Raw genomic sequence first — 15,243 nt, 5'->3', positions numbered from 1 at the left:
TGCATTGATCAGCTCAGGAGTCCTGGATGTCGATTCCCACCATTCTCGAAAATCGGTTGGCCATACCGGCCGTCGCCTCGCCCCTCTTCATCATTTCCGGACCCGAACTGGTCATCGCCCAGTGCAAGGCTGGCGTCGTCGGGTCCTTCCCCTCGCTCAATGCGCGGCCTGAACCGGCACTCGACGAATGGCTGTCGCGGATCGAGTCCGAGCTCGCCGAGTACGACAAAGCAAACCCGGACCGCCCATCTGCGCCGTACGCCGTTAACCAAATCGTGCATCGCTCCAACAATCGTCTCGATCACGACATCGAGATGTGCGTCAAATACAAGGCACCGATCGTGATCACCTCGCTCGGCGCTCGCGAAGAGGTCAACGAAGCGATCCATTCGTACGGCGGCATCGTGCTGCACGACGTCATCAATAACAAGTTCGCGCATAAGGCAATCGAGAAAGGCGCGGACGGGCTCATCGCCGTTGCCGCCGGCGCCGGCGGACACGCAGGCACCCAGTCTCCATTCGCACTTATACATGAGATCCGCGAATGGTTCGATGGGCCGCTGCTGCTCTCGGGCGCGATCGGAAACGGTAACGCGATCCTCGCGGCGCAGGCCGCTGGAGCCGATCTCGCCTACATCGGTTCGGCGTTCATCGCGACCAAGGAGGCAAATGCCGCGGAAGGTTACAAAGACATGATCGTTGGCAGCGGAGCCGACGACATCGTCTACAGCAACCTATTCACCGGCGTACACGGCAATTACCTGCGCGAGAGCATCAGCAAAAGCGGTCTCAACCCCGACGACCTGCCGCAGTCCGACCCGTCGAAGATGAACTTCGGCTCCGGCGGCAACGCCAAAGCCAAAGCTTGGCGCGACATCTGGGGCTCGGGTCAGGGCGTCGGCGCCGTCAAGCAGGTTGTGCCGGTGGCAGAACTCGTGCAGCGCCTGCAAGACGAGTACCAGCAGGCCCGTGAACGGGTGGGCATCAACCCCGCCGTAATGGCCGTTTAGCAAAGTCCAACACTAAGGCCGCTGTTGCTGACTACCTACCTGGGTGGCAGCAACAGCGGCTTAATGGTTTCTGCCCACTGGAGCCATGACTCCTCGTTAGCGATGCCAAGGCGCAGCACGGCGTACTGCAACTGTTGCTGCCTGCTCATCTTCGGGTCAGAGAAGTCGCGCTGCTCGATCTTGCGGTATCCAGCCAGTACCTCGGAGTGTGTCTCAATCAAGCCGCACAGCTCATCGCCGAGACCGACGGGGCCGATCACCGCCTCAGCACGCAGCTTCACCAGCCAAGCTTCGCGGGTCGCAGGTGTCGCCAACGGCTCAGAAGTCCAGCGCAGTAGTTCGGCACGCCCGTCCGCGAGTACCTCATAGACCTTGCGACGCGAGTTGCCGTCGTCCGTGTCGATCGTGGCCACCCACCCGGCGTCGGACATCCGACCCAGCTCCCGGTAGATCTGCTGGTGCGACGCCTTCCAAAAGTGCCCTATGGAGCGGTCAAAGCGGCGCGCCAAGTCATAACCGGATGAAGGCTTCTCAAGTAAAGACGTGAGTAACGCGTGCTGAATCGACATTGCTGGAAATCCTAGTCGATGCGCCACTCCCGCCCCGACCATCCGCGAGTTCGTGCCCCGCGATCCGTCACGAATGTCCGGCGGTCCGTCACGAATGTCCGGCGGTCCGTCACGAATGTCCGGCGGTCCGTCACGAATGTCCGGCGGTCCGTCACGAATGTCCGACCATCCGTCACGAATGTCCGACCATCCGTCTATGAATCGTACATTTGTGCTGTTTGACAGCAAGATTTCGCCCCGAGGGCTGCAGAACGACACACGTGTGTGCCGTCGCGAGATTGGCGGGGCCACCGCAGCCTAATCGGACCGACACGAGATCACGGACCATACGGGACGCCGCTCAATGACCGGCTGCGCGGCGCCGCTCTACGGCATATGCACGTCGTCGACCAGGCGACGCAGATTTCAGGACTGAATGTGCTCCAGCGCCGGCTCAAGATACTCCAGGAACAGCGCCGGATTCTCGGACATCGGGAAATGGCCGAGGTTTTTCATGACAGTGAACTGAGCACCCGCGATCTGGTCGGCAGTCTCCTTGGAATGCTCGGCAGTACACGAGTAGTCGTACTCGCCGTTGAGAATCACGACCTTGCATTCTGCGGTGTCGATCTGACTAACCCGATCACGCGCATCCCAGTCGCCGCTGTAGAAGTCGATGTCACCGCGAAAGATGCCGTGCCCGCCTTGCGAATACTGCCACCACACCTCGTCGCGGTAGCGCTCTGGCGACGATGGCGACATCAGGTCGGCAACCCACGTGGCGTTGAAGAGCGACTCGTTTACCTGCGGGTGCCCAGCCCACCGGACCATCCGGCCATCTATGTGCGACGACGCCTGACAAGCGACCACGCCACGAAAGACACTCGCACCGCTGATAGCCAGTTCCAGACAGATTTCGCCTCCCATCGACGATCCGATCGCGATCGGATCACGCAGGCCGAGTTCCTCGACGACCCGCAGGATCGCGTCGTGGTAGTACGACGTGGTGAGCGACCACTTCCCCGCCACGACCTCACACTCGGGGTCGCTTCGCCCATGCAGCGGCAGGTCAAACGCAATCATCCGGTAATTCTTCTGCAGGCCAGGATTCGCCATCAGGTGCTGGAACTGTCGACTGTCCGACCCGGCCGTGTGCAGCATCAGGAGCGGCTGCCCCTCACCCGCTTCCTCTACATAAATGCGGTGCGGACCATCCGCGAGGTCGACACGAAGGTAACGCCCGATGATGTTGGAGAGACCGCTGTTATCGAGTGCGGGCGCCTCGTAAGGTAGGCCCGGTTCACGGGCGAGGTCGATGAGCCGGCGCACAATGTGCGCGTTCTGTGCGAACGCAAGGTGGTCGCCGGCCAGGTGGAACTCGGGGCAGCGCATCATGATCGCGAATATGCCTTGGAAGTGTCGCGGCGGCACCTGCTGCCAGACCTTGTCCCACACATGCGCGGGCGCAACTAGGTCGAACGCGTTCGTCCGCGATAGGTGCGCGTCACTGGCGACTTCGTCCAGGCGCCCATCGCGGAAACTCATCCACAGCGCGCGATCGCCGTATCGCCAGGTAAATGCGACTTCGACGTCGCGCGCGAGGTAACGCAGCCGGTCGTCGGCGCGAGCCCGTTCGACCCATTGGTCTACAAACCGAGTCCAGTCATCGCTAGCTGATGTGTGTGCTGACATCGTGATCCTCCGTCACCGCGAGTCGTCCCTGGTCCTACGTCGAGATCCGAACGACGCGAACGCTACAGGGTCGCGGCTGTGTGCACCATTCAGCGCCGGGCAACACTACCGATAGCCAACCGGACATTGGGCGAGCACTTCTCGGTCAACGTCAGACGATCATCGGGCACGAGCATGCCCCGGCCACGGTGGCCGGGGCGACGTCGCGAAGGACAGTTACTTGTTAATCGGGCCCGGGGCGCTTCGGTTGGCGATCCGGTTTTCCGAGTCAATTATCCACGCGAGCACGACGTGGCAGCCAAGGCAACGAACGCTCAATAGCTAGCGGTTGTGCTGCCCATCGTCGATCTTGACGACGGTGCCAGTCACGAACTCCGACGACGGTGCAACCAGGTACAGCAGCGTGCTGTCCATCTGCGCCGGATCACCGAGTCGCTTGCGTGGGTAGTACTGCGCGATATCGCCCATCCGCTCGAGCATGCCGTCCATCATCTCGGAGGAGAATGCACCGGGTGCGATCCCGTTGACGTTGATCCCAAACCGAGCCCACTCCACCGATAGCGCTTCGGTCATCCGGTTTACCGCGGCCTTGGTGATGGAGTAGAGCGCCGCTCCGTTGCCGCCGTACTCGAAGGCGCCCATCGACGAGATGTTGACGATCCGGCCCCCACGTTTCTCGGCAATAAGCCGCTTCGCCACCTCGCAGGCGAGCAGGTACGGACCACGCAGGTTAGTGCCGATCACTCGGTCAACGAGATCGACGGACATCTTCACGGCCCGTTGCGCGTCCGGAATCCCGGCGTTGTTGACTAAAATTGTCGCCGTACCAAAGGCTTTTTCGCATTCATCGACCGCGTGCACGATCGAGTCGGCGTCGAGGACGTCGACTGCGACGCCGACTGCCAGGCCGCCGTCAGCCGTGATCTCAGCGACGACCTCCTCAAGCCTCTCAGTGCGCCGACCCGTGGCTACGACACTCGCGCCAGCGGCGGCGAGCACTTTCGCGAAGCGGCGGCCGAGACCCGAGGTGGCGCCGGTAACGATCGCGACCTCACCCTTCAGATCAATGGAGGCATTGGGCAGTGGGAATGTGTCAGCCATCGATAAGTCCTTCGTGAGATGAAATGTTTTGCGATCAACGTATCCTGCTAACCGGCTCCGTCAATTACCCCATCGCGGCACCGCGTCCTGCCGACATCAAATATCGCGTCAATCCCGACCCTGACCTCTAGACAAATGTCGCGGTGATCGCTTATAATCGAACGTACGTGCTAATGAATGAAGTGACTGAGAGATGGAGTGAGGTGAGTAGTCGTGAGCGTGGCCTACCTCCCCGCACCCGAACGCCTCGCCACCGTCCAGCACGCGTTCACTGAGGCCACGCGGGAGTTGATCGACACCGCCGACCGGGCCAGCCTGTCCGGGCTCGGGCCGGCCGGGTTGATGCAGTTCGCCAGTACCCTCGAACAAGCCCGTAACGCCCTCGCCGCGGTCGATCACGCGGTCATCGGCGCGCTGGAGGACACCAGCGCCGCGCAGATAGCGTCGAAACGGACCATCGCGATCCTGCTCGCAGACACCCTGCACGTGACGCATACCGATGCGCGGCACCGGGTCGAGGCCGCCGCCAGCCTCGGCGCGCGGGTCACGTTCACCGGCCAGCCGCAGCCACCACGGTGGGAGTACCTCGCGGCGCGGCAACGCGCCGGACGCCTCACCCCGGCCCAAGCCCGCGTGATCACTACCTGCCTGAACCACCTCGCCCACCGGCCCGACGTCTCCGACGCCGACCGCGGCGAGGCAGAAACCATCCTGACCACTCACGCCACCACCCTCGGGCCGAAAGACCTCACCCGGCTCGCGGCCGAGATCATCGCGCGCCTAGACCCCGACGGTGACGAACCCCGCGATGAACAACGCGCCCGGCAACGCGCCCTGCACCTACACGACAACGGCGCCGTGACCGGTCAGGTGACCGCCGAACTGCTCGCGAAACTACGCGCCGTCCTCGACCCGCTCGCCGCGCCGCGACCGGCCGACGCGTCCGGGCGGGACGCGCGCAGCGGTGGGCAGCGCGTGCACGACGCGTTACTCACGGCAGTCAACCGACTCCTCGACACCAACAGGAACAGCACTGGCAACGGCGGCGGCGGTGGTGCTGGCACCGGCAACGCTGGCAGCAACGGCGGCAGCGATGGTGGCAGCGGCAACGGAAATGGCAGCACCAGCAACGCCGGCGGTGGTGGCGTGCCGAGTGGCCGCGGCGGGACCCGCGGGACCGTGATCACCACCATCCGCCTCGAGGACCTCAAGGCCGGCTGCGGATACGCCACCAGCACCCACGGCGTGCAGGTCCCGGTGCGGGACCTACTCGCCGAAGCCGCGCACCTGAAGTTCCTGCCCGCCGTCCTGAACAGCAACGGCGTCGTGCTGCACCTGGGCCACGCCGTGCGGCTCGCCACCGACCGGCAATACGCCGCCCTGGTCGCCCGGGACGGTGGCTGCACCTTCCCCGGCTGCGACGTACCACCGGAATGGTGCCAAATCCACCACGTCACCGCATGGCAAGACGGCGGCCCGACCGACATCGACAACCTGGCCCTCGCGTGCGGCTACCACCACCGCGAATACGAAGACCGCGGCTGGGAATCAGTCATGATCGGCGGACTACCGCACTGGCGCCCGCCTGCGTGGATCGACCCCGACCGCGTACCGGTCCTGCACCACCGCATCACCCTCAACAACAGACGCGAATAAGCAGCGGAACCCTTACATCTCAGCAATGATTCGCACGACACCCCTCGGCACCTGTTCGTACGAACGCACCGCTAGGCCCCCAAGATCGTGCGCCGAGCCGCCCTTCCATCGTCGGCCTGAATGTCACCAGCGAGCCGCGCGAGTGTCTGGCGATCTTCATCGGTGTTGACCGCGATCGAGAACTCGACGTCGGTGACGACCTTTCCGAATCGCTCGACCAGCCGTTGGCCGATCTCGTCATACGTGCCAATCACCGCGAACTGGTCGAGTACCTCGTCGGAGATATACGCCGGCAACTCCTCCCAACGCTGCGCTTTAGACAACACCGCGCATTCGCGCGCGAGGTCGCCAAGGCCGAGATGTTCGAACGCCTTGATGTAGCCAGGTGTCGAGGCGTAGAAGGCAATCCGAGCCCGCGCGTCACGGATCTTCGGGACAAGTTCTTCTTCGGTCGCCGCGCTCGCAACGAGCGGTTTCATGCAAACCCGAAAATCTTCGAGTGACCTGCCCGACTTCTCGGCGCCAGCCCGCACCGCCGGAAGCATGACCTGTTCGATGTACGTCGGCGTACAGACCGGGTGCGGGCGGATGCCATCGGCGACCTCCCCCGCCACGCGGCACATGACTCTGTTGACCGAGGCCATGTGGATCGGGATGTGCGGATGCTCGATCGGTCCGGGGTTAAACAGCGGCACCATCAAGTTGAGGTTGTAATGCTCTCCGCTGACGTTGAGCGGCGTACCGTTCTGCCAGCAGTCCCAGACGGCGCGTACGGCGTGGATGTATTCGCGCATCCAGGGCGCCGGCGGTGACCAGGTCATGCCGTAACGCCGCTGGATATGACCGCGCACCTGAGTGCCGAGGCCCAGCACAAACCGGCCGCGGGAGAGCTTCTGCAGAGTCCATGCGCTAAGGGCAGTCACCGTGGGGCTGCGCGGAAACGCGATCGCGACCGCCGTCGTCAGCTGCAGTCTCGTCGTGGCTTGCGCCGCAAGTGCGAGGACCATGAACGGGTCGTCCTTGGTCTCCTCGAATGCGAGTCCGTGATAGCCGGCATCCTCCAACAGCTTCGCGCTTTGCCCGACCTGCGAAATGTCGAACGGTATCTCCGGGGCCCGCAACCCGGGATCGACCTTGCCAAGCGGAAGCAGCGTCTCGAGTCTCATATCGCACATCCTTCTCTCATGTCGAGCCGAATGCACGACTGCCGACCCTGACGTCGCGCAAAGTTAAACGGCGCGGAATCGCCCGGGCTCGACCTCCGCGACTCGCCCTTGGCCGATCAGCCGTTCGAGGTGCTGCTGAGCCGTGGACCGCTCGACTGGCGCAACATGGGCTCCTTCGACGTGCGGGCGGTAGACGAGCCGCCGCTCGGCGATCTCGTCAAAGTAGGCGGGCTCGCGGAGAAAAGCCAGCATTGTGTCATCGCGGCGCTGGACCACGCCCATGTATGCGTCGAGCCGACGCCGGAACTCACCGGCGCCGTCGATCACTCCCTTCTGGTGCGATGTGCCGTACCACTGTGCGTCGATATCGACGCAGCGTCGAGCCGACGCTTCGAAATCGGTGAGACTGCTGCCCACATCGGAATACAGCGGGCCGATCCCGGTCAGGTCGATATCACCCACAAACAAGAATCCGTCGGGCTCAATGAGAAACCCGCTATGGCCCGCGGTATGGCCGGGCAGGTGGATGACCGTGACGGTACGGCCGCCGAGGTCGAACACGGTCCCGTCCTCAAAGCCCTGCGCGTCCGGGATTCCTTCCACATGGAAGAAGTCGCGCATCTTGGCGACCGATGACTCGAACGAGTCCGGCGGTGTATCGAATCCGGTGATCAACGCTTCGGGCGATTGCAGCCGCTCACGGTCTCGATCATGCACGTGGACCGGGACATCATATTTGCCGACGCCAGCGATGTGGTCCTCATGCGCGTGAGTGATCAGTACCAGATCTGCCGGCGGCGCGCTGCCGACAAGCGACAGCGACGGATCGATGACTGCTGTTGTATCGGCACCAGGTATTAATAGCGAGTTGGCGAACGGATACGCGCCCGATTGCGCGCCAACCAGCACCGTCACCTCGCCGTACTGCTCAGTGATATAAGAGGTGTCCGTGTGAGTCATCGGGTTTGCCTTTCGCTGCAGTATTGCCTACGGCCCTGATCGCTGGTGAGTGCTCCGCGCCCATATCGCGCCTCGCCGACCGTATACAGTGGTTCATACCTTGTGACACGGGGTGCCCGCTCGCCGGGCTGAGAACAAACCCGTTGAACCTGATCTAGTTCGTGCTAGCGAAGGGATGTCGCGCATATGACGCGTACGCCGGAAGACCCCATCAGCTTTACCCAAACGGCCTTAAGCCGAGTGCGCGCCGATGCGCCGCTCGTCCAGTGCATCACCAACAGCGTCGTCGTCAACTTCACCGCCAACGCAATGCTCGCGCTGGGCGCATCTCCTGCCATGGCGGACATCCCACAGGAAGCAGGCGCGTTCGCCAGCATCGCGTCGGGCCTACTGATCAACCTCGGTACTCCGCGTGCCGAACAGCGGGAGGCGATGACCGAGGCAGCCGTGGCCGCCAATACGGCCGGTACGCCGTGGGTACTGGACCCGGTCGCCATCGGATCGATGCCCGTGCGCACGCCGTTCAGCTACCAACTTCGCGACCTTCGTCCAACAATCATCCGCGGCAACGCCTCCGAGGTCATCGCCCTCGCCGGCGATGGCGCCGGTGGCCGCGGCGTCGATGCGACCGATGACGTCGAGACTGCACTACCCGCTGCCACCGCGCTCGCAGCGCAGACGGGCAGCGTGGTCGCGGTCTCGGGGCCGGTGGACCTGGTCACCAACGGTACGTCGGCCGTGCGGATCGCCAACGGAAGTCCGCTGCTGACTCAGGTGACCGGTGGTGGCTGTGCGTTGGGCGCCGTAATGGCCGCGTTCGCCGCAGTGGATGAAGATCGACTGTCCACCACGATCGCAGCGATCATGGTTTACACGATTGCCGCGGAGCTTGCCGCCGAAAAAAGCACCGGGCCCGGTTCGTTCGCGGTCGGCTTTATCGATGCTCTGGCCGCGATCGACGGCGACGCGATCGCCCAGAGGGCGGCGATCTTGTGAAGGTCGACCTCTCCCTCTACTTGGTGACCGACTCGGCGCAGTCCCGTGCGCGTGGACGCGACATCGTCGACACGGTCTCGCTCGCCGTCGCCGGCGGAGTCACCGCCGTACAAATCCGCGAAAAAACCGCGTCGGACAAGGAGTTTCTGGACGTCGTGACGAGAGTAGCAGCGGCGCTGCCACCGACAGTCGCATTGTTTGTCAACGATCGCGTGGAGGTCTTCCTTGCAGCGCAGGCCCGCGGCATACGGGTGAGCGGCGTACACGTCGGGCAGTCTGACCAGACCGTGTCAGCGGTGCGGAGCGCCATCGGCGACGACGCCATAATCGGGCTCAGTGCTCGCACAGACGAGCAGCTAGCGGCCGCGGCGGCCGATCCAGCGCGCGTGGACTACGTCGGTATCGGCACGCTACACCCGACCAGCACCAAACCGGACGCACCCGACGCACTGGGCATCGAGGAGTTCGCCCGGCTGGCCAGTCTCATCGATTTGCCGGCCGTCGCGATTGGCGGGATCACGGCGTCAGATATGGCTTTGTTGCGGGCGAACGGCGCCGCGGGCGCGGCCGTCGTCTCGGCCATCTGCGCCGCCGAGGACCCCGAAGTGGCCGCTCGCGAGCTCTCTCAAAGGTGGAATGGCGCAGAATGAATACCGACAACCCGACATCGATTCCCCGCGTGCTCAGCATCGCCGGGACCGATCCCACCGGCGGGGCCGGCATACAAGCCGACCTCAAAAGCATCGCCGCCAACGGCGGTTACGGCATGGCCGTCGTCACCGCGCTGGTCGCCCAAAACACCACGGGAGTCCGGTCGGTGCACGTCCCACCCTCATCGTTCCTGACCGAGCAGCTCGACGCGGTGAGCGACGACGTGGCGATCGATGCGGTCAAGATCGGGATGCTCGGCAACGTCGAAATCATCGATACGGTCCGCGGATGGCTCGACAGGGCACGCCCGCCGATCGTCGTACTCGACCCGGTGATGGTTGCCACCAGTGGCGACCGGCTGCTCGATGCAGAAGCCGAGGCGGCGATGCGTGCGCTGCTGAGCCGGGTAGACCTCGTGACGCCCAATATCCCCGAGCTCGCCGTACTAGCGGAGGAGGACGCTGCGTTGACGTGGGAAGCGGTCCTAGCGCAAGCAACCCGTGTCTCGGCGGCGCATAGCGTGATCGTTCTGGCAAAAGGTGGGCACCTCGACGGTGATGCGGCACCAGACGCCCTCGTCGACGCGTCCGCGGCACTGTCCGGCCGGCGAACGGTCGTCGAATTCCCAGGGCGGCGCATCAAGACCAAACACACGCACGGCACAGGCTGCTCTCTGTCCTCAGCGCTGGCTACGGTGCAGCCGCAAACCGGCAACTGGGAGAAGTCCGTCGCACAAGTGAAAGCCTGGCTGACGGAGAGCATCGCGAACGGCGCCGGGCTGCACGTCGGCCACGGGCACGGGCCGGTCCATCACTTTGCCGGCATGTGGTCGCGCGGCGGAACGGTGACCAGATCGACCGCCGACGACGTAGCCAAGAAGTGGTGGACCGGGATTAGGTCCGTCCGAGACGGTATCGACGCACTTCCCTTCGTGCGCGGGCTGGGCGACGGCACGCTGGGGCACGACCAGTTTTCCTGGTACCTGGCACAAGACGCCCTGTATCTTCGTGACTACTCGCGAGTGCTGGCCCACGCCAGCGCACTCGCGGCCACTACCGACGAACAGACGTTCTGGGCAGCTAACGCGCATGGCGCGCTCGCGACCGAGCTACAGCTGCATGAAGGCTGGCTCGGGCCGGAGCACACATTCGACACGCCGCCAAGCGCGACCACAACGGCGTACCTCAACCACCTGCTGGCCTGCGCGGCTCGCGGCGACTACGCCGTACTCATCGCCGCGCTGCTCCCCTGCTTCTGGATCTATGACGACGTCGGTGCGCGGTTACATCCGTTGGCCACGCCCGGTCACCCATATCGGTCCTGGCTGCAGACCTACGCCGATCCGCAGTTCGCGGCACTCAGCAAGCAGGCGGTCGAGATCGTCACCGGGCTGGCGGCGCGCGCGGATATCGCTACGCAGCAGGCAATGTGGGAAGCGTTTCGCACGTCGGCCGACCACGAGCTCGCATTTTTCGCCGCGCCGCACGCTGCCGTTGAATAGCTACTCCTCGTCGGGGCGGACCGTCACGGGCGAGTCAGAGCAGCCCCAACCGTAGGCATACTGGTTGATCGCGATCGTGACCCGCCGGCCGCCACGAGTGGCGATCACCTTGGACAAGCCGGTGTAGTCGATCACGAACGGAAGGTACTGGTCAATTTTCAGGATGTGCCCGAGGTAGGCGTTGAGCACCCACGCGTGCGCGAAGACCGCGACGGTCTGCCGGCCGGGGTGCGCCGCGATGATCGACTCCATGCATGCGACGACACGTTCCTTGAACTTCCCGAAGTCCTCCATCTCCGGCGGCGCGCCCTGCTTCATCCGCTCCCATTTCGCCGGATCGGTCTTAGCCAAAATATGCACCGGCGTGTATTGCGATGACTTCGAGTCCGCCTCTACCAAACGAGCATCAAGCGTGACCTCGAGGTCACGCAGTTTGGCCAGAGGCGCTGCCGTCTGCTTAGCGCGTGCCATGGTGCTGGAGTAGATCGCGTCGATCGTCTCGTTGCTGAGGCCGTCGGCCAGCGCCTGCGCCTGCAGGTGCCCGTGTGGCGCGAGCTCCGGGTCGGCCGACCCGGAATCGACTTTTTGATGGACCGGGAGTGCATGACGAATAAGCAGAAGTTGCATGATGGTATTCAATCGCAGGGCGCATGCGTACGCCGCGGCACCCTGTCTACACCGCAGGATTGAGGCGCCGGCTTGCCACCGGCACTGATCGTGCGAGAGTGTCAGGTAGTCGTCGGGCATTCATGCATCCGTCGGCTGCGGCCCCAGTGAAAGGACACCTAAGTGGTAGCACCACTTGACGGCCTGCGCGTCGTCGACTTCTCGACCGGTATCGCCAGCGCAGCTACGACTATGCACCTCGCTGACTACGGCGCCGACGTCGTACGTGTCGAGCCTGCGGACGGGGCCGCACCTCGTGACAACCCTGGTTTCGCGACGTGGGATCGCAACAAGCGCCTCGTCGTAGTGGACCCGACTTCGGATGACGGCCGCGCGAATCTGGCCAAGCTCGTCGCCGGTGCCGACGTTTGCGTATCGGGCCGGTTGCCAGGTGAGGTCGTTGATCCTGCGTCCTTGAGCCAGTTGATCGACGACGCCGCCAACGACCGCCTAATCCGGGTCGAGATGCCAGCATTCCTGGGCGAATGCCCGTGGGCAGGCGGTCACGAGTCCAACGAGATGCTCAGCGCGGAACTCGGCGTATCGCTACGTCAGTCGTCGTTCGCCGATGGTCCGGTCGATCCCGTTTACACGCACATCCTTTACCTGCAGGGACTCTGGAGCGCCGCGTGCACCGTTGCGGCGCTGTCCGAACGCGCCGAGTCCGGCCGCGGACAAACGGTGACCGTCGGCGGAGCGCACGGCGCGACCATCGCCGGCTACGCCACGCTCATTATCGATCCGGCGCAGATCGCGGCCACACCACCGGCCGGGCCAGGCGGCCCGAATCCGACGTACACGAGGTACCAGTGCGGCGACGGCGAATGGCTGTTCCTCGGCGCGCTCACCGAGAAGTTCCAGCTCGCCGCGTTTGATGCGCTCGGTGTCTCCGACATCGTGACCGATCCGCGGCTTGGTGGCGACCTCGACGGGATGCTCCTGGTGGACAACCGGGAGTGGGTCCGCACCAAACTGGCCGACGTATTCGCCACTAAACCGCGCAGCGAATGGCTCGACACCCTCGAGCGGGTCGACGTACCGGCGGGGCCCTTGCAACTACGTGACGATTGGCTCGACCATCCGCAGGTCCGCGCGATCGGCATGCACGTCGAAGTCGACGACCCCGAGCGCGGAAAGGTCGTGATGCCCGGCGTACCAATGGTCCTCACCGAAAGCCCGGGAGCGGTGCGTACCCCCGCCCCCAACCGCGCCCAGGCCGAGGTCACCGTCGACTGGCCGTCACAGACACCGGCGGCCGCTAACGACGCGGCATCGGCCGGCCCGCTCGCCGGGCTGAAGGTGCTCAACCTGGGCACCGTGCTCGCCGGACCACTCGCTGGAAACCTACTTTGTGAACTCGGCGCCGACGTACTCAAGATCGAGCCACCGGCCGGCGATTCCTTCCGCGTCAAGGGCTTTGCCTACAACCGCGGCATGCGCTCGATCGCGCTCGACCTGCGTAATGAAGATGCCCTTGACGCCTTCTACGAGCTGGTCCGGTCCGCCGACGTAGTGATCGACAACTACCGCCCCGGCGTACTGCAGCGTTTGAAGATCGATCACGAGACACTCGCGAAGATCAACCCGGGCATCATCTGTTTGTCCTTCACCGGGTACGGCGAGGGTGGCCCGCTCAGCAACAAGCCCGGCTTCGATCCGATCTTGCAGGGCACTAGCGGCATGATGTCCGCGCAGGGCGGCGATAGCGAACCGGTTTTCCTCACTGTCGCGGTCAACGACATCACCAGTGCCGTTTTCGGCGCGCTCAGCGTCGCGCTCGCGCTGTACCGGCGGCGCGACAGCGGCCGCGGCCAGCGGATCTGGGGGTCGCTGGCTGGCACTTCAGTAGCCATGCAGTCCGGTGAGCTGACTCGCTTTGATGGCCGTCCGCCGGCGCGCATCGGCGGCGCAGACTACCGCGGTCCCGAACCACTCGACCGGCTGTACGCCGCGAAAGACGGCTGGCTCCGACTCCAGGCGACGCAGGAGCACGTGCCCGCACTAGTCGAGTTGGGTCTGCTTCAAGGCGCGGTATCTGAACGCGAACTGGAGCAGAGCTTCGCCGACCGGTCCCGCGACGAAGTGGTTGACGCCCTCACCGCCCGCGGCGTACCCGTCGCACGCGCACGTACGACCTCGGAACTTCTGAATCAACCCGAGATCATGGACGTCGAGCTGATGCAGGAGCAGACCCGCCCCAACGGCAAGCCCTATTTCGCGCCGGGACGGCTGGCATTCTTCAGCCGCACGCAGCGCGACGGAGCGATGTCGCCACCCGGACTCGGCGAGCACACCCGCGCGATTCTCGCCGACGCCGGGTACGACGAGTCGCAGATCGAAACTTTGCTGCGCACCGGCGCGGCAATCGAGGGGCCGCCGATGGCGCTGGAGACCTTCGTCAGCTACCGCTAACGGCCGGTCTGAATAAGCTCATACGTTCCGGTGGTCATAGCGACCGGGACGTATGACCCTACGCAGAGCTCAGCTTCTGCAGGTGGCGTAGGACGGCGATGCCGCGCGGCGATAGACGATAGCCAACCGGCAGGCTCTCCGTCAGTCCGAGTTCCTTGAGGCGCCGTACGTCGGCCTTGAACGGGCGCTTCTCGCGGCCGATGCTGTGCGCGATCGTCTCGGCCAGCTCGCCGGGATGGGCCTTGATCAACTCGAGGTACTGACGCGTCCAAGGACCTCGTTTGCTGCGCGAATCCATGCCCGCGAGCGTCTGTGCCATCTGCTTTCGTTCGCTGGCGGTCAGCTTGCCCTCGCTACGCAGCGCGACGCGTTTGTCGGGGCCGGCGTACCGGACCTCGATTCGGTAAACCTGACCTTCTGCCTTGCGCTCCAATAGCGCGCGTACGTCGGCAAGGTCGGTTCCGGCGCGGCCTGCATCGTCTTCGCTTATCTCGTCGATGTCGACCGCATCGACCGCGACGAAGCCGATCACCCCAACCGACGTACGTTGTGATCCGCCCGCGACGTGCATTGGACGCTTCCATCGACGAAAGGCCAGGTCGATCTCGCCCGTGACAATGCCGGTAAGCACATAGTTGGGAAACAGCACATGGTCATCATGTCGCACCGAAGGCGCAGATCGCTACCGCAGCGGGGTGGTGCCGCGACGGACCATGGGACATACGCGACGGATCGCGGGACATACGTGACGGATCGCGAGACACTCGTGACGGACCATGGGACATACGCGACTGTGCGGTCAAGGGATTGTCGCAACACCCTGAAACCGTGAATCGAGGCCGGTATGGGTATCGAGGTAGACGCGCGTGAGGCAGTGATCAGAC

13 protein-coding genes and 1 riboswitch are annotated in these 15,243 nt (G+C 64.3%); of the genes, 6 read left to right on the top strand and 7 right to left on the bottom strand.

Annotated features, from left to right (window positions below):
* Nucleotides 1-26 precede the first annotated feature (26 nt).
* Nucleotides 27-1,010 (top strand): NAD(P)H-dependent flavin oxidoreductase, encoded by a 984-nt coding sequence (locus tag CLV47_RS09775; RefSeq protein WP_106348858.1) that lies wholly within the window; start codon nucleotides 27-29, stop codon nucleotides 1,008-1,010.
* Nucleotides 1,011-1,045: 35 nt separating this feature from the next.
* Here the strand turns inward: CLV47_RS09775 and CLV47_RS09770 are convergent, their stop codons facing one another.
* The 3 genes from CLV47_RS09770 to CLV47_RS09760 form a co-directional block, all read right to left on the bottom strand.
* Nucleotides 1,046-1,579 (bottom strand): PadR family transcriptional regulator, encoded by a 534-nt coding sequence (locus tag CLV47_RS09770; RefSeq protein WP_106348857.1) that lies wholly within the window; start codon nucleotides 1,577-1,579, stop codon nucleotides 1,046-1,048.
* Between the two features lie 405 nt (nucleotides 1,580-1,984).
* Nucleotides 1,985-3,250: an alpha/beta fold hydrolase gene (locus tag CLV47_RS09765; protein ID WP_202862490.1), complete on the bottom strand. Its 1,266-nt coding sequence runs from the start codon at nucleotides 3,248-3,250 to the stop codon at nucleotides 1,985-1,987.
* A 321-nt stretch (nucleotides 3,251-3,571) separates the two neighbouring features.
* Nucleotides 3,572-4,351 carry an SDR family NAD(P)-dependent oxidoreductase gene (locus CLV47_RS09760; RefSeq protein ID WP_106348856.1) on the bottom strand — a complete coding sequence of 260 codons (780 nt, stop codon included), beginning with the start codon at nucleotides 4,349-4,351 and terminating at the stop codon, nucleotides 3,572-3,574.
* A 213-nt stretch (nucleotides 4,352-4,564) separates the two neighbouring features.
* Between CLV47_RS09760 and CLV47_RS09755 the strand changes: the two genes are divergently transcribed.
* Complete coding sequence (locus CLV47_RS09755) at nucleotides 4,565-6,007, top strand: HNH endonuclease signature motif containing protein (RefSeq protein ID WP_106348855.1); 1,443 nt, start codon at nucleotides 4,565-4,567, stop codon at nucleotides 6,005-6,007.
* Between the two features lie 71 nt (nucleotides 6,008-6,078).
* Here CLV47_RS09755 and CLV47_RS09750 read toward each other — a convergent pair whose 3' ends face one another.
* Both CLV47_RS09750 and CLV47_RS09745 read right to left on the bottom strand, forming a co-directional pair.
* A complete protein-coding gene (locus tag CLV47_RS09750) occupies nucleotides 6,079-7,173 on the bottom strand; it encodes a TIGR03617 family F420-dependent LLM class oxidoreductase (RefSeq protein WP_106348854.1) in 1,095 nt (364 codons plus the stop codon).
* Nucleotides 7,174-7,236: 63 nt separating this feature from the next.
* On the bottom strand, nucleotides 7,237-8,133 hold the full coding sequence (locus tag CLV47_RS09745; protein ID WP_106348853.1) for an MBL fold metallo-hydrolase: 897 nt from the start codon (nucleotides 8,131-8,133) through the stop codon (nucleotides 7,237-7,239).
* Between the two features lie 98 nt (nucleotides 8,134-8,231).
* A riboswitch (TPP riboswitch) is annotated at nucleotides 8,232-8,326 on the top strand.
* Between CLV47_RS09745 and thiM the strand changes: the two genes are divergently transcribed.
* The 3 genes from thiM (at nucleotide 8,320) to CLV47_RS09730 (ending at nucleotide 11,281) form a co-directional block, all read left to right on the top strand.
* On the top strand, nucleotides 8,320-9,129 hold the full coding sequence (gene thiM / locus CLV47_RS09740) for a hydroxyethylthiazole kinase (protein ID WP_106349017.1): 810 nt from the start codon (nucleotides 8,320-8,322) through the stop codon (nucleotides 9,127-9,129). (Overlaps the previous riboswitch by 7 nt.)
* A complete protein-coding gene (gene thiE / locus CLV47_RS09735) occupies nucleotides 9,126-9,779 on the top strand; it encodes a thiamine phosphate synthase (RefSeq protein ID WP_106348852.1) in 654 nt (217 codons plus the stop codon). Before thiM ends, thiE begins: the two co-directional genes overlap by 4 nt.
* A complete protein-coding gene (locus tag CLV47_RS09730; protein WP_106348851.1) occupies nucleotides 9,776-11,281 on the top strand; it encodes a bifunctional hydroxymethylpyrimidine kinase/phosphomethylpyrimidine kinase in 1,506 nt (501 codons plus the stop codon). Before thiE ends, CLV47_RS09730 begins: the two co-directional genes overlap by 4 nt.
* Here CLV47_RS09730 and CLV47_RS09725 read toward each other — a convergent pair whose 3' ends face one another.
* Nucleotides 11,282-11,908, bottom strand: coding sequence for a histidine phosphatase family protein (locus tag CLV47_RS09725; RefSeq protein WP_170111021.1), 627 nt, complete (start codon nucleotides 11,906-11,908; stop codon nucleotides 11,282-11,284).
* Between the two features lie 162 nt (nucleotides 11,909-12,070).
* Here CLV47_RS09725 and CLV47_RS09720 point away from each other — a divergent pair, with 162 nt between their 5' ends.
* On the top strand, nucleotides 12,071-14,359 hold the full coding sequence (locus CLV47_RS09720) for a CaiB/BaiF CoA-transferase family protein (RefSeq protein ID WP_106348849.1): 2,289 nt from the start codon (nucleotides 12,071-12,073) through the stop codon (nucleotides 14,357-14,359).
* Nucleotides 14,360-14,417: 58 nt separating this feature from the next.
* Here CLV47_RS09720 and CLV47_RS09715 read toward each other — a convergent pair whose 3' ends face one another.
* Entirely contained in the window at nucleotides 14,418-15,008 is a 591-nt protein-coding gene (locus tag CLV47_RS09715) for a hypothetical protein (RefSeq protein ID WP_106348848.1), read from the bottom strand.
* Nucleotides 15,009-15,243: the final 235 nt, after the last annotated feature.

The sequence above is a fragment of the Antricoccus suffuscus genome (assembly GCF_003003235.1).
Classification (GTDB): Bacteria; Actinomycetota; Actinomycetes; order Mycobacteriales; family Antricoccaceae; genus Antricoccus; species Antricoccus suffuscus.
Note: the sequence above shows the minus strand (reverse complement) of the source record. Positions and strands in the feature narration are given on the sequence as shown.